The following is a 24076-nucleotide window of genomic DNA, read 5'->3' as shown; positions in this document are numbered from 1 at the left end:
CCTACGTCCCAAGGTCATGCTTATTGTTGCCAATTATATCTGAGGGGCACGTTATCCACTGCGCACCGCGGCGCAAGACTACGCCCGGCCACCAGCCAATCAGAGAGCCGACTGGCCTTGCAGGTTCCCTGCTGGCCGCATCAGGCCAGCGGACCGCTCAGCAAGGGTACGAACCGCACCGCATCGAGGATGTGCCGGGAGAAACCGTTTTCCTCGCGGACGATCAGCATCAATTGCTGGACGTCCCCTGCCCCAACCGGAATCACCAGCCGCCCACCCGGTGCCAATTGGTCCAGCAGCGCTTGCGGAACTTCGGCGGCAGCCGCCGTGACGATGATGCCGTTATAGGGTGCCAGTGCAGGCCAGCCTTCCCAGCCATCGCCCCAGCGGAAAACCACGTTGCGCAGGTTCAGCTCGGCCAGACGCTCCTTCGCACGATCCTGCAGTGCCTGGATCCGCTCGACGGAGAACACCCGCTCCACCACCTGCGCCAGGATCGCGGTCTGGTAGCCGGAACCGGTGCCGATTTCGAGCACCTTGTCCAAGGGCCCCGCTGCCAGCAGCAGCTCGCTCATGCGCGCCACCATGTAGGGCTGCGAGATCGTCTGGTTGTGGCCGATGGGAAGCGCTGTGTCTTCGTAGGCCCGGTGGGCCAAGGCCTCATCGACGAACAGGTGGCGCGGGGTCCGACGGATGCTTTCCAGCACATGGGCGTTGGACAGCCCTTCCTCATAGAGGCGCTGGATCAGGCGTTCGCGGGTGCGCTGCGAGGTCATGCCGATGCCCCGGCGCAACAGATCATCCTGCTCGCGAGCCATCAGGACAGGCCTCCCAACCAGCTATCCAACGAGTCGAACGCCTGGGTGAAGGTGCGATCGAGCTGGAGCGGGGTGATCGAGACATAACCCTGCATGACCGCATGGAAATCAGTCCCGGGCCCACCATCCTCCGCGTCCCCGGCGACTGAGATCCAGTAGCCCTCCTTCCCCCTCGGGTTCACCATCTTCACCGGTGCGGCTGCGCGAGCGCGATGGCCAAGGCGGGTGAGCTGGATGCCACGGATATGGTCCAGCGGGAGGTTCGGGATGTTCACGTTGAGCACGGTGCGGGGCGGCAGGTCGAGCTGCTCGTGCGCCTCCACCAGCAGGCGGGCGAAATGCGCCGCTGTCGGCAGGTTGTCCGGCTGCCGCGAAAGCAACGAGAAGGCAAAGGCCGGACGGTCGAGGAAACGCCCCTCCAAGGCAGCAGCCACCGTCCCGGAATAAAGCACGTCATCCCCCAGGTTGGCGCCCAGGTTGATGCCGGAGACCACCATGGCAGGGGCTTCCTCCAGCAACCCGTTCAGGCCGAGGTGCACGCAGTCGGTCGGGGTACCGTTGATGCTGATGTAACCGTTGGCCAGGACCTGCGGATGCAGGGGGCGGTCCAGCGTCAATGCACTGCTGGCGCCGCTCCGGTCCTGGTCGGGCGCGATGACCACACACTCGGCATAACCCTCGAGCGCAGCATGGAGGGCGGCGATACCGGGTGCGTTCACCCCGTCGTCGTTGGAAATCAGAATACGCATGGATTGTCCGTGTGCCCCACCGGCACCAGATCGACAAGCTCGCGCACCACAGCGGTAGCGAAGCATCCGGCCGGCAGGACGAATTCCAGTTGCAGAACGTCAGGCCCGGGATAATGCCACGTAAGTCCCCCGATGGGGAGGCGCAGGATGCGCCGTTCGTGCGCCATGCCCGCCTCGACAAGCCAGTCACGCAGGGCCGGCTCGGCCAGCGCCACGGATTGCTCCAATGCCTGCGTCGAACCGCCGGCCGGCGAGTCACCCTGGCCCCACAGCGGACCGGTGGGATGCAGATCGAGAATCGCCAACCTCGGGTCGGCGCACTCGGCCTCTCCTGCCGGGAAGAAACTCCGGCTGTCGGTGAAGGCCAGGAGATCGCCGACCTGCGCCTGGTTCCAGTTGCCATTGGCCACACGCGCAGCCAGTACCCGGTTGAACAGGTAACTGCGGCCTGCCGAGAGCAAACGGGAGCGCAGGTTGCGCTGCTCGGGCAATACCTGCTGCTCGGCGAAGTGCCGGGCTTGCAGCAGGTTGCCGCCCTCGTGGCCAAAGCGCTGCAGGCCGAAGTAGTTGGGTACGCCGACGGCAGCCAGCGTCTTCAGCCGAGCCTCCAGGGCTGCCGGGTCAGCCTGCAAGGCCGTCAGCCTCAAGGTGAAGCCGTTGGCCGAGTGGGCACCCCGCTGCAGCTTTCTCTTATGGCGGACCTGGCGCAGGATGCGCAGGGTCTCGCCTTCTGCCGAAGCAAGGTCCGGATCGGCCTTGCCCGGCAGGTGCAGGCTGAACCACTGGCGGGTCAGCGCCTGGCGATCCTTCAGGCCGGCGTAGCTGATGGCCCGCTGGGGAACGCCCGCAGCCCGCGCAATGCGCCGGGCCGCTTCCTCGGTATTGAGGCCGCGCTTTTCCACCCACAACCACAGGTGTTCACCTTCACCCGCCAGGGGAATGTCCAGCACCTCGTCCACCTGGAAGTCCTCGGCCACCGCCTTGAGGACGGCCTGGCCGAGCGCTTCGCCATGGGCCCGGGGGCCCAGCAGTTCGAGTTCGGTCATAGCGGCAGCAGCAGGGCAACAGCGTGGACGGCGATGCCCTCTTCACGCCCGGTGAAACCGAGCTTCTCGGTGGTGGTCGCCTTGACGTTGACCTGGTCGATACCGACCTCGAGGTCAGCCGCAATGGCAGCGCGCATCGCCTCGATGTGCGGCGCCATCTTCGGTGCCTGGGCCACGATGGTGGCGTCGACGTTACCCACCTTCCAGCCCTTGCCCTTCACCTGGGCCAGGACATGGCGGAGCAGCACGCGACTGTCCGCTCCCTTGAACTGCGGGTCGGTGTCCGGAAAGTGCTTGCCGATATCACCGAGTGCCGCCGCACCGAGCAAGGCGTCGGACAGTGCGTGCAGCACCACGTCGCCGTCGGAATGGGCCACCAGGCCGAACCTGTGGGGGATGCGTACCCCGCCGAGGGTGATGTGATCACCGTCACCGAAGCGGTGTACGTCGTAACCGTGTCCAATGCGCATGAGAGGAATGCCCCGTAAGAACAGGGGCGGGATTCTACCCGAAAGCGGAGCGACCGATGGCCGCCCCGCCTGGGTAACGCGTCAGCCCTGCAGGGCTGAAGCGTGATGGCGCAGGTGATCGTCGATGAAGCTGGCGATGAAGTAGTAGCTGTGGTCGTAGCCTGGCTGCAACCGCAGGGTCAGCGGATGGCCACTGGCGCGGGCGGCAGCCTGCAGCGCGTCCGGCTTGAGCTGGCCCTCCAGGAAGTCATCGCGGTCGCCCTGGTCAACCAGGATCGGCAGGCGCTCCTGGGCTTCAGCCAGCAGTGCACAGGCATCCCACTCGCGCCAGCGCGAACGGTCATCCCCCAGGTAACGGGAGAACGCCTTCTCGCCCCAGGGGCAGGCCATTGGATTGCTGATCGGTGCAAAGGCCGAAACCGACTGGTAGCGCCCAGGGTTCTTCAGCGCGCAGACCAGCGCGCCGTGCCCGCCCATGGAGTGCCCTGCGATGCCACGGCGGTCCGAAACCGGGAAGTTGGCCTCCACCAGCGCCGGCAGCTCCTGCACCACGTAGTCGTACATGCGGTAGTGACGGGCCCAGGGCTCCTGGGTCGCGTTGACGTAGAAGCCGGCACCCAGGCCGAAATCCCAGGCCTTGTCCGGGTCATCCGGCACACCCTCACCCCGGGGGCTGGTGTCGGGCGCGACGATGATCAGCCCAAGCTCGGCTGCCAGGCGCTGGGCGCCGGCCTTCTGCATGAAGTTCTCATCGGTGCAGGTCAGCCCGCTCAGCCAGTAGAGCACGGGTAGCTTCTCGCCCTGTTCCGCCTGGGGCGGCAGGTACACCGCGAACACCATGTCGCAGTTCAGGCAGGTCGAGCGATGGCGGTAGCGCTTGTGCCAGCCACCGAAGCTCTTGTTGCTGGAAACGATCTCGAGGGTCATAGGGGCCTCCGGGTCGTCCTCAGGGCAACGCACAGGCGACAGGCAATCCCTGCCGCCCTGCGCCAGCCGAAAGGGCGATCAGTAGTGGATGACGGTGCGGATGCTCTTGCCTTCGTGCATCAGGTCGAAGGCCTCGTTGATGCGATCCAGCCCCATGGTGTGGGTGATGAAGGTGTCCAGCGGGATCTCGCCCGACTGGGACTTCTCCACATAGGTCGGCAGCTCGGTGCGGCCTTTCACCCCACCGAAGGCCGAGCCACGCCACACGCGACCGGTGACCAGCTGGAACGGACGGGTCTTGATTTCCGCACCGGCCGGGGCCACGCCGATGATGACCGACTCTCCCCAGCCCTTGTGGCAGCACTCCAGCGCCGCACGCATCAGGTCGACGTTGCCGACGCACTCGAAGCTGTAGTCCACGCCGCCATCGGTCATCTCGACGATCACGTCCTGGATCGGCTTGGCGTGGTCCTTCGGGTTGACGAAGTCGGTCGCACCCAGCTCGCGGGCCACGTCGAACTTGGAGGGGTTGATATCGATGGCGATGATGCGCGAAGCCTTGGCCATCTTGGCGCCGATGATGGCGGCCAGGCCGATGCCGCCGAGGCCGAAGATGGCGACGGTAGCGCCCTCCTCCACCTTCGCGGTGTTGAGCACGGCGCCGATGCCGGTGGTCACGCCACAACCCAGCAGGCAGACCTTCTCCAGCGGGGCTTCCTTGGGAATCTTCGCCAGGGAGATTTCCGGCAGCACGGTGTACTCGGAGAAGGTCGAGCAGCCCATGTAGTGGTAGATCGGCTGGCCGTTGTAGCTGAAGCGGCTGGTGCCGTCGGGCATCAGGCCCTTGCCCTGGGTCGCACGGACCTTCTGGCACAGGTTGGTCTTGCCGGACTTGCAGAACTTGCACTCGCGACATTCGGCCGTGTAGAGCGGGATCACGTGGTCGCCCACCGCCAGGGAGGTGACGCCTTCGCCCACCGCCTCGACGATGCCGCCGCCTTCGTGGCCGAGGATGCACGGGAACACACCCTCGGAATCCGCGCCCGACAGGGTGTAGGCGTCGGTGTGGCAGACACCGGTGGCGACGATGCGCACCAGGACCTCGCCCGCCTTGGGCGGCGCGACATCGACTTCGACGATCTGCAGGGGTTTGCCAGCCTCGAAGGCAACGGCGGCGCGGGACTTGATCATGGCGCTTCTCCAGCGATGTGAACGGTGGCGGGAGTGTAGATGACCTCGATTTGGTAAATAATCCGCCGCAAAGCAAAACTTTATTGCCACACAGGGATAATCCAATGAACCGCTGGGAAGGCCTGGACGAATTCATTGCCGTTGCGGAAACCGGCCAGTTCACCGCCGCGGCCCAGCGCATCGGCCTCTCTTCATCCCAGGTGAGCCGCCAGATCGCCCGCCTGGAAGAACGCCTGCAAACCCGCCTGTTCTACCGCAGCACCCGCAAGGTGGCGCTGACCGAGGCCGGGCAGACCTTCCTGCAGCACTGCCAGCGCTTGGTAGATGCGCGGGACGAGGCCATGCGCGCCATCAGCGACCTGACCGGCGAACCCAAGGGCCTGCTGCGCATGACCTGCGCGGTGGCCTATGGCGAGCGCTTCATCGTGCCGCTGGTGAACGCCTTCATGGCACGCCACCCGCAGCTGCGGGTCGACATCGAACTGAGCAACCGCCCGTTGGACCTGGTGCACGAAGGGCTGGACCTGGCCATCCGCCTCGGCCGCCTGCAAGACTCGCGGCTGGTGGCAACGCGCCTTGCGCCCCGCGTCATGTACCTGTGCGCCGCCCCGAGCTACCTGGAGCGCTATGGCCGGCCCCACAGCCTGTCCGAGCTGGCCCGGCACAATTGCCTGGTGGGCAGCTCGGACCAGTGGACCTTCCAGCAGGACGGCAAGGAACAGAGCCTGAGGGTGCAGGGCAACTGGCGCTGCAACAGCGGCCAGGCCGTGCTGGATGCCACGCTACGTGGCTTCGGCCTGTGCCAGCTCCCCGACTACTACGTGCTGGACCACCTGAAGAGCGGCGAGCTGGTGTCCCTGCTGGAGCAGCATCGCCCGCCGAATACCGCCGTCTGGGCGCTGTACCCCCAGCAGCGCCACCTGTCACCCAAGGTCCGCCAACTGGTGGATGCACTCAGGGACGGCCTGGCGTCGACCCACCCGGCGACGTAGGCGTGGGGGCCCGCCCATGGCGATGCAGGAAGCCGTGGACGTGCCCGGGGAAGCGCGAAGCCACCCAGGCGAACCCCAGGTACTTGAGGACCTTGCCTGCCAGGATGGCGGCGAACGCTCCCGGGTAGGCCAGCGGCACGGTGGACAACGCCAGCAGCGCCGGCGTCTGCGGCAAGGGCAGCAGGGCCACGGCGAAGAGCGCCAGCAGCCCGTACTCATGGGTCCAGCCCATCACCCGCAGCCAGGAAGGGTCAGTGGCCATGGCCGGGAACCAGGCGTACAGCTGGCTCCAGCCCAGGTAGTGGGCGATCAGCATCATCCCCAGCGCACCGCAGCTGCTGCCCAGGGCGGCGAACAGGCTGACCACGCCCCAACGCCGGGGCGCCATGAGCACGGCGGGAACCACGACGGAGGTGATGGGATAGGCCGCCGTCAGGGTGCCGACGAAAGCCAGCCCCAGGCACAGCCAGGGCAGCCGCCAGCCGTCACCGGCCCAGCGCAGCACCCGGTGCAGGTAGCCTTCCAGGCGGGGCAGCAGGCGTCCCAGGCGCTTCATGGGCAGGGCTCAGCGGTCGAACAGGCCACGCTGCAGGCGCAGCAGGTCTTCGGGGGTGGTGACCTTGATGTTGTCGGCGCGCCCTTCCACCAGACGGGGCGCAGCGCCGGCCCACTCCATCGCCGACGACTCGTCGGTGATCGCCACACCGGCGACCAGCGCATCGGCCAGGGCCCGGTGCAGCGCACCGAAACGGAACATCTGCGGGGTGTAGGCCTGCCAGACCTGGCTGCGGTCGATGGTGTCGGCGACTCGCCCATCAGGGCCGATCCGCTTGAGGGTGTCCCGGGCGGGGACCGCCAGCAGGCCGCCCACCGGGTCGTCGGCCAGCTCCGCCAGCAGGCGATCCAGGTCGAAACGGGACAGGTTGGGCCGGGCCGCATCGTGCACCAACACCCAGTCGCGCGGTTGCGCGCCGAGTTCGGCCAGACGCAGGAGTGCATTGAGCACCGAGTCCGCACGCTCCCGGCCACCCTCGGCGCGCTCGATGCGCGGGTCACGGGATGCAGCAAGGCTCGGCCAGTACGGGTCCTCCGGGCTCAGGCTGACCACCAGGCGCTTGAGCCGCGGGTGGTCGAGAAAGGCTGCAAGGGTATGTTCGAGCAAGGTGCGTCCGGCCAGCTCCAGGTACTGCTTGGGTCGGTCGGCACGCATGCGGGCCCCCACGCCGGCGGCGGGGATAACGGCCCAGAATTCGGGGAGTTCGGGTGGGGTCATTCGGTGATCTGGTAGAGGGTCTCGCCCTCTTTGACCATGCCCAGCTCATGGCGGGCACGCTCCTCGACGGTTTCCGTACCCTTCTTGAGCTCCGACACCTCGGCCTCGAGGATGCGATTGCGCTCGAGCAGGCGCTCGTTCTCGCCCTTCTGCTCGGCGATCTGCTTTTCCAGTTCGGCGACTTGAGCGAGGCTGCCATCACCCACCCAGAGGCGATACTGCAACCCGGACAAGACCAGGATCAGTACGACGAACAACCAGTAGGGGGATTTGGCCATCGAAAGAGAAGTATCCATACGAAAAGGGCAGCTTTCGCTGCCCTTTTTATCATCCCCGGCTTAGCCGCGGAACTCGGCACGACCGCGGTAAGGGGCCTTTCCGCCCAGTTGCTCTTCGATACGCAGCAGCTGGTTGTACTTGGACACGCGGTCGGAACGGCACAGGGAGCCGGTCTTGATCTGGCCGGCAGCGGTGCCTACGGCCAGGTCGGCGATGGTGCTGTCCTCGGTTTCACCGGAACGGTGGGAGATCACCGCGGTGTAGCCGGCAGCCTTGGCCATCTGGATGGCCTCCAGGGTCTCGGTCAGGGAACCGATCTGGTTGAACTTGATCAGGATCGAGTTGGCGATGCTCTTGTCGATGCCTTCCTTGAGGATCTTGGTGTTGGTCACGAACAGGTCGTCACCCACCAGTTGCACCTTCTCGCCGATCTTCTCGGTCAGGGACTTCCAGCCGGCCCAATCGGACTCGTCCATGCCGTCTTCGATGGAGATGATCGGGTAGCGCTGGGTCAGGCCGGCCAGGTAGTCGGCGAAACCGTTGGCGTCGAACACCTTGCCCTCGCCGGCCAGGTCGTACTTGCCGTCCTTGAAGAACTCGCTGGAAGCGCAGTCCAGGGCCAGGGTCACGTCGGTGCCCAGGGTGTAGCCGGCATTGGCAACGGCTTCGGCGATGGCGCCCAGGGCGTCTTCATTGGAGGCCAGGTTCGGGGCGAAGCCGCCCTCGTCACCCACCGCGGTGTTCAGGCCACGGGCCTTCAGCACGGCTTTCAGGTGGTGGAAGATCTCGGCGCCCATGCGCAGGGCGTCGGCGAAGTTCTTGGCGCCGACCGGCTGGACCATGAACTCCTGGATGTCGACGTTGTTATCGGCGTGCTCGCCGCCGTTGATGATGTTCATCATCGGGACGGGCATGGAGTACTGGCCCGGAGTGCCGTTCAGGTCGGCAATGTGCGCGTACAGCGGGACACCCTTGGCCTGGGCAGCTGCCTTGGCAGCCGCCAGGGACACGGCGAGGATGGCGTTGGCGCCCAGCTTGGCCTTGTTCTCGGTACCGTCGAGCTCGATCATCGCGCGGTCCAGGGCCTTCTGGTCGGTCGCGTCCTTGCCCAGCAGCAGGTCACGGATCGGGCCGTTGATGTTGGCCACGGCCTTCAGCACGCCCTTGCCCAGGTAACGGCTCTTGTCGCCATCACGCAGTTCCAGCGCCTCGCGGGAACCGGTGGATGCACCGGACGGCGCGCAGGCGCTGCCGATGAAACCGTTCTCGAGGATCACGTCGGCTTCCACGGTGGGGTTGCCACGGGAATCCAGAACCTCGCGGCCCTTGATGTCGACGATCTTTGCCATTGTTGTTAGCACTCCAAAGTTGACGATAACGCTGCAGCGAAATTAGAGGGGCGGGCCGTCCGGATGTTCATTCGGCAGTTCCGGCGAAAACATGACCGACTGGTCAGCTTGCGCCCGCCCGGCACTTTACCGGAGAACTGCCGGCTCAGGCAGTCTCGATCGGCGGAAAAGCCTTGACCAGGTCATCCAGGCGCTTGAGCTGGTCGAGGAACGGCTCCAGCTTGTCCAGGCGCAGGGCGCACGGGCCATCGCACTTGGCGTTGTCCGGGTCCGGGTGGGCCTCGAGGAACAGGCCGGCCAGCCCCTGGCTCATGCCCGCCTTGGCCAGGTCGGTGACCTGGGCACGACGACCGCCCGCGGAATCCGCGCGGCCGCCCGGCATCTGCAGGGCGTGGGTGACGTCGAAGAACACCGGGTAGCCGAACTGCTTCATGATGCCGAAGCCGAGCATGTCGACCACCAGGTTGTTGTAGCCGAAGGACGAACCGCGCTCGCAGAGGATCAGGCGATCGTTACCGGCTTCTTCGCACTTGGTCAGGATGTGTTTCATCTCCTGGGGTGCGAGGAACTGGGCCTTCTTGATGTTGATGACTGCATGGGTCTTCGCCATCGCCACCACCAGGTCGGTCTGGCGGGAGAGGAAGGCCGGCAGTTGGATGATGTCGCAGACCTCGGCCACCGGAGCGGCCTGGTAAGGCTCGTGCACGTCGGTAATGACAGGCACGCCGAAGGTCTTCTTCACCTCTTCGAAGATCTTCATCCCCTCTTCCAGGCCGGGGCCACGGAAGGAGTTGATGGAGGAGCGGTTGGCCTTGTCGAAGCTGGCCTTGAACACGTATGGGATGCCGAGTTTCTCGGTGACCCGCACGTACGCTTCGCAGACCTTCAGCGCCAGGTCACGGGACTCCAGCACGTTCATGCCACCGAAGAGCACGAAGGGCTTGTCGTTGGCGATCTCGATGTCGCCGACGCGAACGATCTTCTGCTGCATGCTCAGGCCTTCTTCGCTTTCTGGGCCAGGGCGGCCTTGACGAAGCCGCTGAACAGCGGATGGCCGTCACGCGGGGTGGAGGTGAACTCCGGGTGGAACTGGCAGGCGACGAACCACGGATGCTCCGGTGCCTCGACCACTTCGACCAGGGCGCCGTCGCCGGAGCGGCCGGTGATCTTCAGGCCGGCTTCCTTCAGTTGCGGCAGCAGGTTGTTGTTCACTTCGTAGCGGTGGCGGTGGCGCTCGACGATCTCGTCCTTGCCGTAGCAGGCGTGAACCTGGGAGCCGGCCTCCAGCTGGCAGGCCTGGGCGCCGAGGCGCATGGTACCGCCCAGGTCCGAGGCTTCGGTGCGGATCTCGGTGGCGCCGGTGGCGTCCTGCCACTCGGTGATCAGGCCGACCACCGGATGGCCGCTGGCCTTGTCGAACTCGGTGGAGTTGGCGTCGGTCCAGCCCAGTACGTTACGGGCGAACTCGATCACGGCCACCTGCATGCCGAGGCAGATGCCCAGGTAGGGGATCTTGTTCTCGCGGGCGTACTTGACGGTGGTGATCTTGCCTTCCACGCCGCGCAGGCCGAAACCGCCGGGGACCAGGATGGCATCGACGCCTTCCAGCAGGCTGGTGCCCTGGTTCTCGATGTCTTCGGAGTCGATGTAGCGCAGGTTCACCTTGGTGCGGTTCTCGATGCCGGCGTGGCTCATCGCTTCGATCAGCGACTTGTAGGCATCCAGCAGCTCCATGTACTTGCCGACCATGGCGATGGTGACTTCCTTCTCGGGGTTCAGCTTGGCGTCAACCACGCGGTCCCACTCGGACAGGTCGGCACCGCCGCACTGCAGGCCGAAACGCTCGACGACGAAGTCGTCCAGGCCCTGGGCGTGCAGCACGGAAGGAATGCGGTAGATGGTGTCGACGTCCTGCAGGGCGATGACCGCACGCTCTTCCACGTTGGTGAACAGCGCGATCTTGCGGCGGGAGGACAGGTCGACCTCGTGGTCGGAACGGCAGATCAGCACGTCGGGCTGCAGGCCGATGGAACGCAGCTCCTTCACCGAGTGCTGGGTCGGCTTGGTCTTGGTCTCGCCAGCGGTGGCGATGTAGGGCACCAGGGTCAGGTGCATCAGCATCGCGCGCTTGGCGCCGACCTCCACCCGCAGTTGGCGGATGGCTTCGAGGAAGGGTTGGGACTCGATGTCACCCACGGTACCGCCGATCTCCACCAGGGCCACGTCGGCATCGCCGGCGCCCTTGATGATGCGACGCTTGATCTCGTCGGTGATGTGCGGGATCACCTGGATGGTGGCGCCCAGGTAGTCACCACGGCGCTCCTTGCGCAGCACGTCGGCATAGACGCGGCCGGTGGTGAAGTTGTTGTTCTGGGTCATGGTGGTGCGCACGAAGCGCTCGTAGTGGCCCAGGTCGAGGTCGGTCTCGGCGCCGTCCTCGGTGACGAACACTTCGCCGTGCTGGAACGGGCTCATGGTGCCCGGGTCCACGTTGATGTACGGGTCCAGCTTGAGCATGGTGACCTTCAGGCCCCGCGCTTCCAGAATGGCGGCCAAGGATGCCGAGGCGATGCCTTTCCCCAATGAAGAAACAACACCACCCGTGACGAAGATGTAGCGCGTCATGAATAACCCTAGAAGTCAGCGTTTAGGCGGAAGGCCGCCGGAGAGAGCGAATCGGGCCTGGGCCCGGAATATGGAACAGTGCCGAAACGGCAAGCACCTGCCAGTTCCGAGGGAATCGGCAGGTGCTCTGTAAGACGGGAGCGTAGTCTACCGGAAAGACCCTTTCAGCTCAAACCTTGGTCATTCGTCGGGGGTGTCCAAGACAGGGTCCAGCCCCCCTCCCGAGGCCCCTCCAGCCCTTGAAGATTGGGCACCGCAAGCAGTTCGTCGCCTCGGTAGAGCAAGGGCAGGCGACCCCGGGCAAAAGCCGGGAAACCCCGTTCGTTGAGCAGCCGCTTGAGGTCACGGCGCCCCCGTCCGTCGAGCTGCATGGCCTCCCCGCCTTGGCGATAGCGCACCTGCAAGGGACCTTCCGGTTCCCGCCCCTCGATCCACACCACACCATTGCCGTCCAGGGCCAGGGGATGCTCGGGGTTTGGCCAGGGCTGAGCCGTCGGCACGGTATCCAGCCAGGCGCTGCCGAGCCACCAGAGCCGGCCACCGGCGCGGCGCAGTTCGCCACCAGCCAGGCGCCAGACCGGTTCGGCATCCGGTGCGGCATCACGCAGGGCCACCCAGCCCGCCCAGTGATCGCTGTCGGGCATGGCCGTGAAGGGGGCGAGCCAGTGACGCAAGGCATTGCGCTGCCGTGGTTCGGACAACGCCAGCAGCGGATCGAGGGAGAGGGTCGGCAAACCCAGCCAGGGGAATATCTCGGAGTCTCGCGCGGCAGCCAGGTCGATGGCTGCCAACTCCCCCAGCAACGCCTCACCCTCGGCCAGGTGCGCAGCACTGCGGGCCATGCCGCCGAGCGCGCGCGGCCAGCGTGACACCAGGGCAGGCAGGACGATCTGTCGCAGGTAGTTGCGGTCCAGCCGGGTGTCCTGGTTCGACGGATCCTCGACCCAGTCCAGCCCTTGCTCCCGCGCATAGGCCTCCAGGTCCTGGCGGGCCACGTCCAGCAACGGCCGCAACAGATGACCGTCGCCCAGAGCGCGGCTCACCGGCATCCCCGCCAGGCCCCGCACGCCAGCACCGCGCATCAACCGGAACAGCAGCGTCTCGGCCTGGTCGTCACGGTGCTGGGCCAGCATCAGCACCTGCCCCCCTTCAACGGCCTGCTCGAAGGCGCCATAGCGCGCCCGACGAGCGGCATTCTCCAGGCTGGCGCCCTCCTCCACGACAACGGAGGCATGCATCAAGGGCACACCAAGTCGGTCACACACGGCCTGGCAATGGGCCGGCCACGCCTCGGCAGCCGCCTGCAGGCCGTGATGGACATGAAGTGCGCTGAGCGGCGGCACGTCACCCTGGCGGGAGAGCACAACCAGCAGATGCAGCAGGACGGTGGAGTCGAGGCCACCGGAGAAGGCGACCGTCCACCCCGGCGCGGAACGCCAGGGCAGGGTGCGGGATAGCAGGAGGGAATGGAGCGAGCGGGCCAGTGGCGAGCCTTCATCGGCCCGCCCCGGCGCGTGGCCCTCAGGCCACGCCATAACTCATCAGACGCTCGTAGCGACGGGCCAGCAGGTCGTCGACCGACAGCTTCTTCAGGGCCTTGAGCTGGCCGAGCAGCTCCTCACGGATCGACTGGGCTGCAATGGCCGGCTCGCGGTGGGCGCCGCCCAGCGGCTCGGGAATGACCTTGTCGACGATCCCCAGGCCTTTCAGGCGCTCGGCGGTGATGCCCATGGCCTCGGCCGCGTCGGGCGCCTTCTCGGCGGTTTTCCACAGAATGGACGCGCAACCTTCCGGCGAGATCACCGAGTAGGTGGAGTACTGCAGCATGTTCAGGCGATCGCACACGCCGATGGCCAGCGCACCGCCGGAACCACCTTCGCCGATCACGGTGGCGATGATCGGAGTCTTCAGACGCGCCATGACCCGCAGGTTCCAGGCGATGGCTTCGCTCTGGCCGCGCTCTTCGGCATCGATGCCCGGGTAGGCACCAGGGGTGTCGATGAAGGTCAGGATCGGCATCTTGAAGCGCTCGGCCATCTCCATCAGGCGGCAGGCCTTGCGGTAGCCCTCGGGACGGGGCATGCCAAAGTTGCGACGAACCTTCTCACGCACTTCACGGCCTTTCTGGTGACCGATCACCATCACCGGCTGGTCGTCCAGGCGGGCTACGCCGCCGACGATGGCCGCGTCGTCGGAGAAATGGCGATCGCCATGCAGCTCGTCGAACTCGGTGAAGATGTGGCTGATGTAGTCCAGGGTGTAGGGCCGGCGCGGATGGCGGGCCAACTGGGCGATCTGCCAGCTGGTCAGGTTGCCGAAGATGCTTTCGGTCAGGGCGCTGCTTTTTTCCTGAAGGCGGGCAATCTCGTCGCTGATGTTCAGCGCATTGTCGTTGCCGACCAGGCGCAGCTCCTCGATCTTGGCTTGCAGGTCAGCGATCGGCTGTTCGAAATCCAGAAAGTTCGGGTTCATAGGCTTCCGTCGTGCGCGTGGGGCCAGGCGGCTGGGTCCATTTGGCGCCCTACCTTAAAGGAAGGGCGCATGTGGGTCGAGAGAACGCGGCGCGTCAGCCGCGTCTCACCGGTAGTGCAGGAAGACGTTGTCGCGCCCGAACTGGTCACGCAATGCCTGAATCAGCGTATCGGCCGGGTCGATGCACCACTGCTCGCCGAACTGCAGCAAGGCGCGGGCACTGGGGCCTGCGTAGTCGATGGTGATCGGGCAGGAGCCCCGGTGGCGCCCGCACAGGTCGGCGAGCCAGCGCAGGCGGTCGCCTTGCAGGGCGCTGTGGTCCACCTTCATCCGCAGGCTCTCGGCCAGCCCGGTACGCGCCTCCTCCAGGCTCATGACGCGCTTGGCACGCAGGCGCAGGCCACCGGAGAAGTCGTCGTGGCTCACCTCCCCTTCCACCACCACCAGCGCATCGGTCTGCAGCAGGGTGTGGGCGGAGGCGAAGGCATCAGCGAACAGGGAGGCCTCGATGCGCCCGGAGCGGTCGTCGAGGGTGATGAAGCCCATCTTGTCGCCCTTCTTGTTCTTCATCACCCGCAGGTTGACGATCAGGCCGGCGATGGTCTGGGTATCCCGCGCGGGCTTGAGTTCGACGATGCGCTGACGGGCGAAGCGGCGCACCTCGCCCTCGTATTCGTCGATGGGGTGGCCGGTGAGGTAGAGCCCCAGGGTGTCCTTCTCGCCCTTGAGGCGCTCCTTGAGGGTCAGCTCCTTGGCCCGACGGTGGTTGGCGTAGACGTCGGCGTCGGGCTCGGCGAAGAGCCCGCCAAACAGGTCCATGTGGCCGCTGTCGTGGCTGCGGGCGGTCTGCTCGGCGGCCTGGATGGCCTCCTCCATTGCCGCGAGCAGCACGCCCCGGTTGCGGTCGATGCCAGCCTGGTAGGCCTTGGGCTCGTCACTGAAGAACGGCCCGAGGCGATCCAGCGCACCGCCACGGATCAGCGCTTCCAGCGTGCGCTTGTTGATGCGCTTGAGGTCGACACGGTTGCAGAAGTCGAACAGGTCCTTGAACGGCCCGCCCTCGTCACGGCATTCGACGATGGCCTCCACCGGCCCCTCGCCCACGCCCTTGATCGCACCGAGGCCGTAGATGATCTGCCCGGCGTCGTCGACGGTGAAGCGGTAGTCGGAGTTGTTCACGTCCGGCGCGACGATGCGCAGCTTCATGCTGCGGCACTCTTCGATGAGCGTCACCACCTTGTCGGTGTTGTGCATATCCGCCGTGAGCACCGCCGCCATGAAGGGCGACGGGTAGTGGGCCTTCAGCCAGGCGGTCTGGTAGGAGACCCAGCCATAGGCGGCAGAGTGGGACTTGTTGAAGCCGTAGCCGGCGAATTTCTCCACCAGATCGAAGATGTTGCCCGCCAGCTCGGCATCGATGCCATTGCTCGCACAACCTTCGATGAAGCCGCCGCGCTGCTTGGCCATTTCCTCGGGCTTCTTCTTGCCCATGGCGCGACGCAGCATGTCCGCGCCGCCGAGGGTGTAGCCCGCCATCACCTGGGCGATCTGCATCACCTGTTCCTGGTAGAGGATGATGCCGTAGGTGGGCTTGAGCACCGGTTCGAGGCCGGCGTACTGGTAGTCCGGGTGCGGGTAGGAGAGCTCGGCACGGCCGTGCTTGCGGTTGATGAAGTCGTCCACCATGCCGGACTGCAGCGGCCCCGGACGGAACAGGGCCACGAGGGCGATCATGTCTTCCAGGCAGTCGGGCTTGAGCTTCTTGATCAGCTCCTTCATGCCGCGGGATTCAAGCTGGAAGACCGCGGTGGTCTCCGCCTTCTGCAGCATGTCGTAGGTCTTCTTGTCATCCAGCGGGATGCGGTCGATGTCCACCAGCGGCAGGCCGTTCTTCTCCTGCTCGCGGTTGATCATCTCCATGGCCCACTTGATGATCGTCAGCGTGCGCAGGCCGAGGAAGTCGAACTTCACCAGGCCGGCCGCCTCCACGTCGTCCTTGTCGAACTGGGTCACCAGGCCGCCGCCTTCCTCGTCACAGGCGATGGGCGCGAAGTCGGTCAGCTTGGTGGGGGCGATCACCACGCCACCGGCATGCTTGCCGGTGCCCCGGGTGATGCCTTCGAGCTTGAGGGCCATGTCCCAGATTTCCTGGGCTTCCTCGTCGGACTTGAGGAAGTCCCGCAGGACCTCTTCCTGGTTGTAGGCCGCCTCCAGGGTCATGCCCACTTCGAAGGGGATCATCTTCGACAGGCGATCGGCCAGTCCGTAGGACTTGCCCTGCACCCGTGCCACGTCACGCACCACCGCCTTCGCCGCCATGGAGCCGAAGGTGATGATCTGGCTCACCGCGTTGCGGCCGTACTTCTCGGCCACGTAGTCGATCACGCGGTCGCGGCCGTCCATGCAGAAGTCGACGTCGAAGTCGGGCATGGAGACCCGCTCGGGGTTGAGGAAGCGCTCGAACAGCAGGTCGTAGGCCAGCGGATCAAGGTCGGTGATCTTCAGCACGTAGGCGACCAGCGAGCCGGCGCCCGATCCACGGCCAGGCCCCACCGGGACGCCGTTGTTCTTCGCCCACTGGATGAAGTCGGCAACGATCAGGAAGTAGCCGGGGAAGCCCATCTGGATGATGGTGCCCAGTTCGAACTCCAGGCGGTCGATGTAGAGCTGGCGCTTCTCTTCGTAGTCCGGGGTCGTCTCCTTCGGCCAGAGCACCGCGAGGCGCTCTTCGAGGCCTTCGTAGGAGGCGTGGCGCAGGTAGTCGTCGATGCCCATGCCATTGGGCGTCGGGAAATCGGGCAGGAAGTGCTTGCCCAGGCGCACATCGATGTTGCAGCGCCGGGCGATCTCGACGGTGTTCTCGATGGCGTCGGGGAGGTCGCTGAACAGCTCGGCCATCTCTTCCGGCGACTTCAGGTACTGCTGGTTGGAGTAGTTGCGCGGCCGGCGGGGGTCGTCGAGGGTCCGGCCTTCGCCGATGCACACGCGGGTCTCGTGGGCCTCGAAGTCGTCGGCCTTGATGAAGCGCACGTCGTTGGTCGCCACCAGCGGCGCACCGCAGCGATCCGCCAGGGCCACGGCCGCGTGCACATGTTCCTCGTCATTGACGCGGCCGGTGCGTTGCAGCTCCAGGTAGAAGCGATCCGGGAACACCGCCTGCCACTCCGCCAGCAGGCGCTCGGCGGCAGCAGTGTCGCCGTTGAGCAGTGCCATGCCGATCTCGCCTTCCTTCGCGCCGGACAGAGCGATCAGGCCTTCGGCGGCTTCCTTCACCCAGTCGCGCTGGATGATCACCAGGCCGTTGCTCTGGCCATCGGACCAGCCACGGGAGATCAACTCGGTGAGGTTGCGATAGCCCTTGCCGTCCATCGCCAGCAGCGTCATGCGGCTGAGGGGGCCGTCTTCGTCCAGGCTCGCCAGCCAGATGTCGGCGCCACAGATGGGCTTGATGCCGCCACCCTGGGCCGCCTTGTAGAACTTGACCAGGGAGCACATGTTGCTCTGGTCAGTGACCGCCACCGCTGGCATGCCGGCAGCCGCCACGGCCTTGATCAGGGGCTTGACCCGCACCAGGCCGTCGACCAGGGAGTACTCGGAATGGAGACGGAGATGCACGAAGGAAACGGTCATGACGATCCTTTGGAAGAGGCAGAAACGGCAGGGCCCGGATTGTACCGGGCCCGATGGTAAAGCTACAGGTTTGCGCTCAGCGTCGAACCGGGATCAGCGGCGATCGTCCCAGATGCCGGGTTCCAGCTTGTCCTGGATCTCCGGGTACTGGCTGGCATCGAAGGTCGGCAGCTTGCCGGCCTTGCGCTGGGCGTTGTAGTCCCGGGCCAGCTTGATGGCCAGGTTGGAGAGCAACAGGATGGCGATCAGGTTGGTGATCGCCATCAGCCCCATGGACACGTCCGCCAGGTTCCAGACGAAGGGCAGCGACGCCAGGGCGCCGAACATCACCATCCCCAGCACCGCCAGGCGGAAGACCAGCAGACCGCCCGGGTGGTTGTGCTCGAGGAACACCAGGCAGTTCTCGGCGTAGAAGTAGTTGGCGACGATGGAGGTGAAGGCGAAGAACAGGATGATCACCGCCAGGAAGTACTTGCCCCACAGGCCCACCTGGCTGGTCAGCGCGTTCTGCACCAGCATGATGCCCTCGCCTTCCTGCGGGCCGGCCAGGAGGATGATGGCCGCCGACGCGGTGCAGATCAGCAGGGTGTCGATGAACACACCGGCCATCTGCACATAGCCCTGGGAGGCCGGGTGCGGCGGATAGGGCGTCGCCGAGGCGGCCGCGTTGGGCGCCGAGCCCATGCCCGCCTCGTTGGAGAACAGGCCACGCTTGAAGCCGTTCATGATCGCCGCGCCGATGCCGCCGGCCGCCGCCTCATGCCAGCCGAAGGCACTCTTGACGATCATCACCAGGATGCCGGGCAGTTCGCTGGCCTGGGTGATGATCAGCACCACGGCCACCAGCAGGTAGGCGACCGCCATGAACGGCACCGCCAGCTCGGAAAAGCGAGCAATGGAGCGCAGGCCACCGAAGATGATCAGCGCCGTGATCGCCACCAGGGCGAGGCCGCTGATCCACAGCGGCACGCCGAACGCACCCTGCATGGCGCCGCTGATGGTGTTGGCCTGGACCGAGTTGAAGACGAAACCGAAGGCCAGGATCAGGAACAGCGAGAACAGCACGCCCATCCAGCGAGCACCGAGGCCTTTCTCCATGTAGTAGGCCGGGCCACCGCGGAACTGCCCCTTGTCGTCACGGATCTTGAACAGCTGGGCCAGGGTCGCCTCGACGAAGCCGGTGGCCATGCCGACCATCGCGATCATCCACATCCAGAACACCGCGCCAGGGCCGCCCAGGGTGATGGCGACGGCCACACCGGCGACGTTGCCGGTACCGACCCGTGCGGCCAGGGAGGTGCACAGGGCCTGGAAGGAGGAAATGCCGGAATCATCGGCCTGGCGACTGCCCTTGAGCACGCTGAAGGTGTGCCCGAAGTGGCGGAACTGGATCAGCCCGAGGCGGACAGTGAAGTACAGGCCGCAGCCCACCAGCAGCCAGATCAGGACCTTGCCCCAGATGAAGCCGTTGAGCGAGTTGACCACCAGGTTGGCCATGTCTTGCATGAGGAACTCCTTGGGCCGCTTATGGCGGCACTCAGTGAAACGCTGGAATACCCGGGTGAAGTATCGCAGCGGAAAGATGATCTCGCTGGGGCGCCCGGTTGCCGACTGAGAGGCAGCGCATGGCGTCCGCGAAGCCACGCGGGCCTTGAGACGAGATCAGACGATCAGGGTGGCGGATCAGTGCCCGGTTTCGAGCAGCTCCCGGACGGGCGCGAACGAACGCCGGTGGATCGCCGTAGGACCGAGGCGTTTCAGCGCCTCGAGGTGCACCGGGGTCGGGTAACCCTTGTGCCCGGCCAGGCCGTAGCCTGGGTAGAGCGCGTCCAGCTCGGCCATTTCACGGTCCCGGGAGACCTTGGCCAGGATGGACGCGGCCGCAATCGCGGGGACTTTCGCATCACCCTGGACAACAGGCGCGCTGGGTACGGCGAGCTTGGGGCAACGGTTGCCATCGATGAGGGCCAGCTTCGGGGTCACGGAGAGCCCCTCCACCGCACGCTGCATGGCCAGCATGGTGGCGTGCAGGATGTTCAGCTGGTCGATTTCCTCGACCTCGGCCCGGGCGATGCACCAGGCCAGTGCCTTCTCGCGAATCTCGTCGAACAGCGCCTCGCGGCGTGCCTCGGAGAGCTTCTTGGAGTCGTTCAGGCCCTGGATCGGGCGGGCCGGGTCGAGGATGACGGCAGCCGTCACCACCGGACCGCACAGCGGGCCACGACCGACTTCGTCGACGCCTGCCACCAGCTCCTCGACCAGGTCGAAATCCATGCCCATCTGCATCAGCGCGCCTCCGCCAGTTGCAACACCGCCTGGGCGGCTTCTTCGGATGCATCGCGACGCAGGGCGCGATGAATGGTGTCGAAACCCTCGGTCTGCACCTCGCCGCCGTCGAGCAACGGCGACAGGGTATGGGCCAGGGCTTCGGGGGTTGCGGCGTCCTGGATCAGCTCCGGCACGAGCAGGCGCTGGGCCAGCAGGTTCGGCAGCGACACATAAGGGCTCTTCACCAGGCGCCGCAGGATCGTGTAGGTGAGTGGCGCCAGCCGGTAGGCGACCACCATCGGGCGCTTGTAGAGCAGCGCCTCCAGGGTGGCGGTGCCGGAAGCGATCAGAACGGCATCGCAGGCGGCCAACGCCTGGTGCGAGCGCCCATCGAGCAGGGTCAGCGGCAGGTCGCGCCCAGCCAGCATCTGCTCCAGCTGCTCACGGCGCGCGGCATTGGCGCACGGCAGTACGAACCGGATTCCGGGACGCATTGTGCGGAGCTGCTCGGCAGCATCGAGGAACAGCGCACCGAGCTTGCCGACTTCGCCACCCCGGCTACCGGGCATGAGCGCGACGACACTGCCCTCGGCAGGCAGGTCAAGGGCCTGCCGGGCGGCAGCGCGGTCCGCCTCAAGGGGAATGGTGTCCGCCAGCGGATGCCCGACGAAGCGGACCGGCACCTGGTGCTCTTCGTAGAAGCGCGCTTCGAAGGGGAACAGGGTGAGCATGAGGTCGCAGGCGTCGCGGATCTTCAGCACCCGCTTCTGCCGCCACGCCCATACCGAGGGGCTGACGTAATGCACGGTGCGGATACCCGCCTGACGGAGCTTGAGCTCGACACCCAAGGTGAAATCAGGCGCATCGATGCCAATGAAGACATCGGGTCGGGCCTCGATCAGGGTACGGATAAGGTGCTTGCGTCGACGGAGCAGTTCGGGAAGGCGTCCGAGCACCTCCACCAGCCCCATCACCGCCAGGCGCTCCATCGGGAAGTAGGAAACCAGGCCCTCGGCCTCCATCAAGGGACCGCCAACGCCGATGAACTCGATATCGGGACGGTGGGCCTTGAGGGCCTTCATCAGGCCGGAGCCGAGGATGTCACCGGACGCCTCGCCAGCGACCAGCGCGATGCGCAGGGGACGGGCCATGGCTCAGCGGGTGATGCCGCGGGTTGAAGACTGGATGGAGTCGCGGAACACGGCCACCTCGGGGAACTGGGCGGCGGACTCGGCCAACTCGGCCAGGGCCTGCTCGACCGTCAGCCCCTGGCGATAGACCACCTTGTAGGCCCTGCGCAGGGCCTGGATGGCCTCGGCACTGAAACCACGACGGCGCATGCCTTCGAAGTTCATGCTGCGAGCTTCGGCAGGGTTGCCGAAGACGGTGACGTAGGCCGGGACATCCTTGCCGATGGCGGTGCCCATGCCGGAAAAGCTGTGGGCACCGATGCGGCAGAACTGGTGGACCAGGGTGAAGCCGGAAAGGATGGCCCAGTCGTCGACATGGACATGCCCCGCCAGCGCGGTGTTGTTGACCAGGATGCAGTGGTTGGCGATGACGCTGTCATGCCCGACGTGTACATAGGCCATAAGCAGGTTGTGATCGCCGATGGTGGTCTCCGCGCGGTCCTGGATCGTGCCGCGATGGATGGTGACGCCTTCGCGGATCACATTGTGATCGCCGATCACCAGGCGAGTGGGCTCGCCCTTGTACTTCAGGTCGGGGGTGTCCTCCCCGACCGAGGAGAATTGGTAGATGCGGTTGTGCCTACCAATGCGGGTCGGTCCCTTGATGACCACGTGCGGACCGACCACGGTGCCCTCGCCGATTTCCACATCGGGTCCAACGATCGACCAGGGGCCGACCTGAACGCCATCCGCCAGCTTCGCCGACGGATCGATGATGGCGCGAGGGTCAATCAAACTCATAGCTTGCGTTCCGCACAGATGATCTCGGCCGAGCAGACTTCCTTGCCATCGACGTTGGCCTTGCATTCGAACTTCCAGATCCCGCGTTTGACGCTGAGGAATCGCGCCTCGAGGATCAACTGGTCACCCGGCAGCACTGGCTGACGGAAACGCAGCTTGTCCGAACCGACAAAGTAGTAGAGGGTGCCGTCGGCCGGCTTGACGTCGAGCATCTTGAAACCAAGGATCCCCGCCGCCTGGGCCATTGCCTCGATGATCAGCACGCCCGGCATGATGGGGTGCTCAGGGAAATGGCCGTTGAAGAATGGCTCGTTGATGCTGACATTCTTGTAGGCGCGAATGCGCTTGCCTTCGATATCCAGGTCCACGACCCGATCCACCAGAAGGAAAGGGTAGCGGTGCGGCAGATATTCGCGAATCTCGTTGATGTCCATCATATTCCTGGAGCCTTGAATGGGGATTTGGGACGCGCGGCGCTGCGCGGGTCACGCATCAGATGAAGCATCCCCGCCCGGGGTCACTGCCGCCAGGCGCTTTTCCAGCTGTTGCAGACGACGCGCCATGTCGTCCAGTTGACGAATCCGGGCGGCGCTCTTCTTCCAGTCCGCTGCTGTCTGCATGGCGGTACCGGAGGAATAGGCACCCGGTTCAGTGATGTTGCGGGTCACCATGGTCATCCCGGTGACGAACACGTTGTCGCACACCTCGATGTGCCCGACCATGCCGACGCCGCCTGCGATCATGCAGTTGCGGCCGATCTTGGTGCTGCCGGAGATGCCCACGCAGCCGGCCATGGCGGTATTGTCACCGACCTGCACGTTGTGGGCGATCATGATCTGGTTATCCAGTTTCACGCCGTTGCCGATGAGCGTGTCGGACAGGGCGCCGCGGTCGATGGTGGTGTTGGCACCAACTTCGACATCGTCACCCAGGGTCACGCCGCCGATCTGCGCGATCTTCTGCCAGACACCCTTTTCCTTGGCGAAGCCGAAGCCTTCACCGCCGATCACGGCACCGGACTGGATGACCACACGCTTGCCGATCTTAACGTCGTGATAGAGGGTCACACGCGGGGCCAGCCAACCGCCTTCTCCGATGACGCTGCGCGCACCGATGACGCTGTAGGCACCGATGGTCACGCCTGCCCCGATACGGGCTCCCGACTCGATCACCACACCCGGCCCGATGCTCGCGCTGGGGTCGACCTGCGCATCCGCTGCAACGACGGCAGACGGGTGGATACCCGCAGCAGCGACCGGTTTGGGATCGAACAGGTGCGACAGGCGCGCATAAGCCAGGTAGGGGTCCGGCACCACCAGCGCATCCCCCGCAAAGCCTTCAGCATCGTCTGCAGTGAGCAGGACGGCACCAGCATGAGTTTCTGCGAGGAACTTGCGGTACTGGGGGTTGGCCAGGAAGGTCAACTGATCCGGGCTGGCATCCTGCAGGGTGGCCAGCCCACTGATCACACGCTCTTCGTTGCCGCGCACGGCGGCACCGAGGCGCTCGGCCAGTTGGCCGAGGGTGTAAGAGACGGCTGTCATGTTCAGCGCAGCTGGTTCATGCGCTCGATGACCTGGCGGGTGATGTCGAACTGAGGCTTCACGTCAATCACGGCACCACGCTCCAGCACCAGGTCATAGGAGCCCTTCTTCAGGACCTCCTCGACGGCCTGGTCCAGCTTCGGCTTCAGCTGCTTGAGCATGTCGCGGTCAGCCACGGCCTTGGCTTCGTTCAGTTCCTTGGACTGGAACTGGAAGTCACGGGCCTTCTGCTTGAATTCGAGCTCGAGGCGCTCGCGCTCGGCCTGCTGCATCTTCTCGCCTTCCTTGACCAGGCGGTCCTGGATGCGCTTGGCGTCGCTTTCCAGGGTCTTGAGCTTGTTCAACTGAGGACCGAACTTCTTCTCGGCGTCGACGGCGTACTTCTTGGCAGCGTCGGACTCCAGGAGCGCCATTTGGTAGTTCAGTACCGCGATCTTCATTTCGGCGAACGCCGGGGTGGCCATCATGGCCGCGGCTACCAGAACGAGTTGAGTCAACTTACGCACGATGCA

Annotated in this window: 23 protein-coding genes; 1 reads left to right on the top strand and 22 read right to left on the bottom strand. The window is 65.5% G+C overall.

The genetic code is table 11. The features are described from left to right. Window positions 1–140 precede the first annotated feature (140 nt). The 6 genes from FBY21_RS26825 to FBY21_RS26800 all read right to left on the bottom strand — a co-directional run bounded on the left by FBY21_RS26825 (window position 141) and on the right by FBY21_RS26800 (window position 5201). Entirely contained in the window at window positions 141–776 is a 636-nt protein-coding gene (locus tag FBY21_RS26825) for a protein-L-isoaspartate(D-aspartate) O-methyltransferase (protein ID WP_172435135.1), read from the bottom strand. 41 nt (window positions 777–817) lie between these two features. Beyond that, window positions 818–1567, bottom strand: coding sequence for a 5'/3'-nucleotidase SurE (gene surE / locus FBY21_RS26820; protein ID WP_142015314.1), 750 nt, complete (start codon window positions 1565–1567; stop codon window positions 818–820). After that, window positions 1555–2613, bottom strand: a complete 1059-nt coding sequence (truD, locus tag FBY21_RS26815; RefSeq protein ID WP_142015311.1) for a tRNA pseudouridine(13) synthase TruD — start codon at window positions 2611–2613, stop codon at window positions 1555–1557. Before truD ends, surE begins: the two co-directional genes overlap by 13 nt. Further along, window positions 2610–3083 (bottom strand): 2-C-methyl-D-erythritol 2,4-cyclodiphosphate synthase, encoded by a 474-nt coding sequence (gene ispF / locus FBY21_RS26810; RefSeq protein ID WP_074971929.1) that lies wholly within the window; start codon window positions 3081–3083, stop codon window positions 2610–2612. Before ispF ends, truD begins: the two co-directional genes overlap by 4 nt. Before the next feature lie 81 nt (window positions 3084–3164). After that, window positions 3165–4010, bottom strand: a complete 846-nt coding sequence (gene fghA / locus FBY21_RS26805) for an S-formylglutathione hydrolase (RefSeq protein WP_142015307.1) — start codon at window positions 4008–4010, stop codon at window positions 3165–3167. Window positions 4011–4088: 78 nt separating this feature from the next. Continuing rightward, a complete protein-coding gene (locus FBY21_RS26800; protein WP_044414315.1) occupies window positions 4089–5201 on the bottom strand; it encodes an S-(hydroxymethyl)glutathione dehydrogenase/class III alcohol dehydrogenase in 1113 nt (370 codons plus the stop codon). A gap of 104 nt (window positions 5202–5305) precedes the next feature. On the opposite strand from FBY21_RS26800, the gene FBY21_RS26795 reads away from it, so the two are divergent. Further along, complete coding sequence (locus tag FBY21_RS26795) at window positions 5306–6193, top strand: LysR substrate-binding domain-containing protein (RefSeq protein WP_142015303.1); 888 nt, start codon at window positions 5306–5308, stop codon at window positions 6191–6193. Here the strand turns inward: FBY21_RS26795 and FBY21_RS26790 are convergent. From FBY21_RS26790 to FBY21_RS26715, 16 genes are all read right to left on the bottom strand, one after another. Beyond that, complete coding sequence (locus FBY21_RS26790) at window positions 6156–6749, bottom strand: hypothetical protein (protein WP_142015299.1); 594 nt, start codon at window positions 6747–6749, stop codon at window positions 6156–6158. The genes FBY21_RS26795 and FBY21_RS26790 overlap by 38 nt on opposite strands. A gap of 9 nt (window positions 6750–6758) precedes the next feature. Beyond that, entirely contained in the window at window positions 6759–7466 is a 708-nt protein-coding gene (gene ispD, locus FBY21_RS26785; protein WP_074971933.1) for a 2-C-methyl-D-erythritol 4-phosphate cytidylyltransferase, read from the bottom strand. Further along, a complete protein-coding gene (gene ftsB / locus FBY21_RS26780; RefSeq protein ID WP_107328241.1) occupies window positions 7463–7744 on the bottom strand; it encodes a cell division protein FtsB in 282 nt (93 codons plus the stop codon). Before ftsB ends, ispD begins: the two co-directional genes overlap by 4 nt. A gap of 60 nt (window positions 7745–7804) precedes the next feature. Further along, window positions 7805–9094 carry a phosphopyruvate hydratase gene (eno, locus tag FBY21_RS26775; protein ID WP_107328240.1) on the bottom strand — a complete coding sequence of 430 codons (1290 nt, stop codon included), beginning with the start codon at window positions 9092–9094 and terminating at the stop codon, window positions 7805–7807. Between the two features lie 145 nt (window positions 9095–9239). Then, a complete protein-coding gene (gene kdsA / locus FBY21_RS26770) occupies window positions 9240–10085 on the bottom strand; it encodes a 3-deoxy-8-phosphooctulonate synthase (RefSeq protein WP_142015295.1) in 846 nt (281 codons plus the stop codon). A gap of 2 nt (window positions 10086–10087) precedes the next feature. Continuing rightward, entirely contained in the window at window positions 10088–11719 is a 1632-nt protein-coding gene (locus tag FBY21_RS26765; RefSeq protein ID WP_142015291.1) for a CTP synthase, read from the bottom strand. A 164-nt stretch (window positions 11720–11883) separates the two neighbouring features. After that, entirely contained in the window at window positions 11884–13254 is a 1371-nt protein-coding gene (gene tilS, locus FBY21_RS26760) for a tRNA lysidine(34) synthetase TilS (RefSeq protein WP_142015288.1), read from the bottom strand. Then, a complete protein-coding gene (gene accA, locus FBY21_RS26755; protein WP_142015284.1) occupies window positions 13241–14191 on the bottom strand; it encodes an acetyl-CoA carboxylase carboxyl transferase subunit alpha in 951 nt (316 codons plus the stop codon). Before accA ends, tilS begins: the two co-directional genes overlap by 14 nt. Before the next feature lie 105 nt (window positions 14192–14296). Then, a complete protein-coding gene (dnaE, locus tag FBY21_RS26750; RefSeq protein ID WP_142015279.1) occupies window positions 14297–17821 on the bottom strand; it encodes a DNA polymerase III subunit alpha in 3525 nt (1174 codons plus the stop codon). Window positions 17822–17914: 93 nt separating this feature from the next. Further along, complete coding sequence (locus FBY21_RS26745) at window positions 17915–19327, bottom strand: alanine/glycine:cation symporter family protein (protein WP_044414349.1); 1413 nt, start codon at window positions 19325–19327, stop codon at window positions 17915–17917. Window positions 19328–19504: 177 nt separating this feature from the next. Beyond that, on the bottom strand, window positions 19505–20107 hold the full coding sequence (gene rnhB, locus FBY21_RS26740) for a ribonuclease HII (RefSeq protein WP_107328236.1): 603 nt from the start codon (window positions 20105–20107) through the stop codon (window positions 19505–19507). Continuing rightward, window positions 20107–21240, bottom strand: a complete 1134-nt coding sequence (gene lpxB / locus FBY21_RS26735; protein WP_142015276.1) for a lipid-A-disaccharide synthase — start codon at window positions 21238–21240, stop codon at window positions 20107–20109. Before lpxB ends, rnhB begins: the two co-directional genes overlap by 1 nt. Before the next feature lie 3 nt (window positions 21241–21243). Beyond that, entirely contained in the window at window positions 21244–22020 is a 777-nt protein-coding gene (gene lpxA, locus FBY21_RS26730; RefSeq protein WP_044414356.1) for an acyl-ACP--UDP-N-acetylglucosamine O-acyltransferase, read from the bottom strand. Beyond that, window positions 22017–22457 carry a 3-hydroxyacyl-ACP dehydratase FabZ gene (gene fabZ, locus FBY21_RS26725; protein WP_044414358.1) on the bottom strand — a complete coding sequence of 147 codons (441 nt, stop codon included), beginning with the start codon at window positions 22455–22457 and terminating at the stop codon, window positions 22017–22019. Before fabZ ends, lpxA begins: the two co-directional genes overlap by 4 nt. A 48-nt stretch (window positions 22458–22505) precedes the next feature. Next, window positions 22506–23564: a UDP-3-O-(3-hydroxymyristoyl)glucosamine N-acyltransferase gene (gene lpxD, locus FBY21_RS26720; protein WP_142015271.1), complete on the bottom strand. Its 1059-nt coding sequence runs from the start codon at window positions 23562–23564 to the stop codon at window positions 22506–22508. 2 nt (window positions 23565–23566) lie between these two features. Further along, window positions 23567–24070: an OmpH family outer membrane protein gene (locus FBY21_RS26715; RefSeq protein WP_044414364.1), complete on the bottom strand. Its 504-nt coding sequence runs from the start codon at window positions 24068–24070 to the stop codon at window positions 23567–23569. Window positions 24071–24076 lie beyond the last annotated feature (6 nt).

The sequence above is a fragment of the Pseudomonas sp. SLBN-26 genome (assembly GCF_006715895.1).
GTDB lineage: Bacteria > Pseudomonadota > Gammaproteobacteria > Pseudomonadales > Pseudomonadaceae > Metapseudomonas > Metapseudomonas otitidis.
Note: the sequence above shows the minus strand (reverse complement) of the source record. Positions and strands in the feature narration are given on the sequence as shown.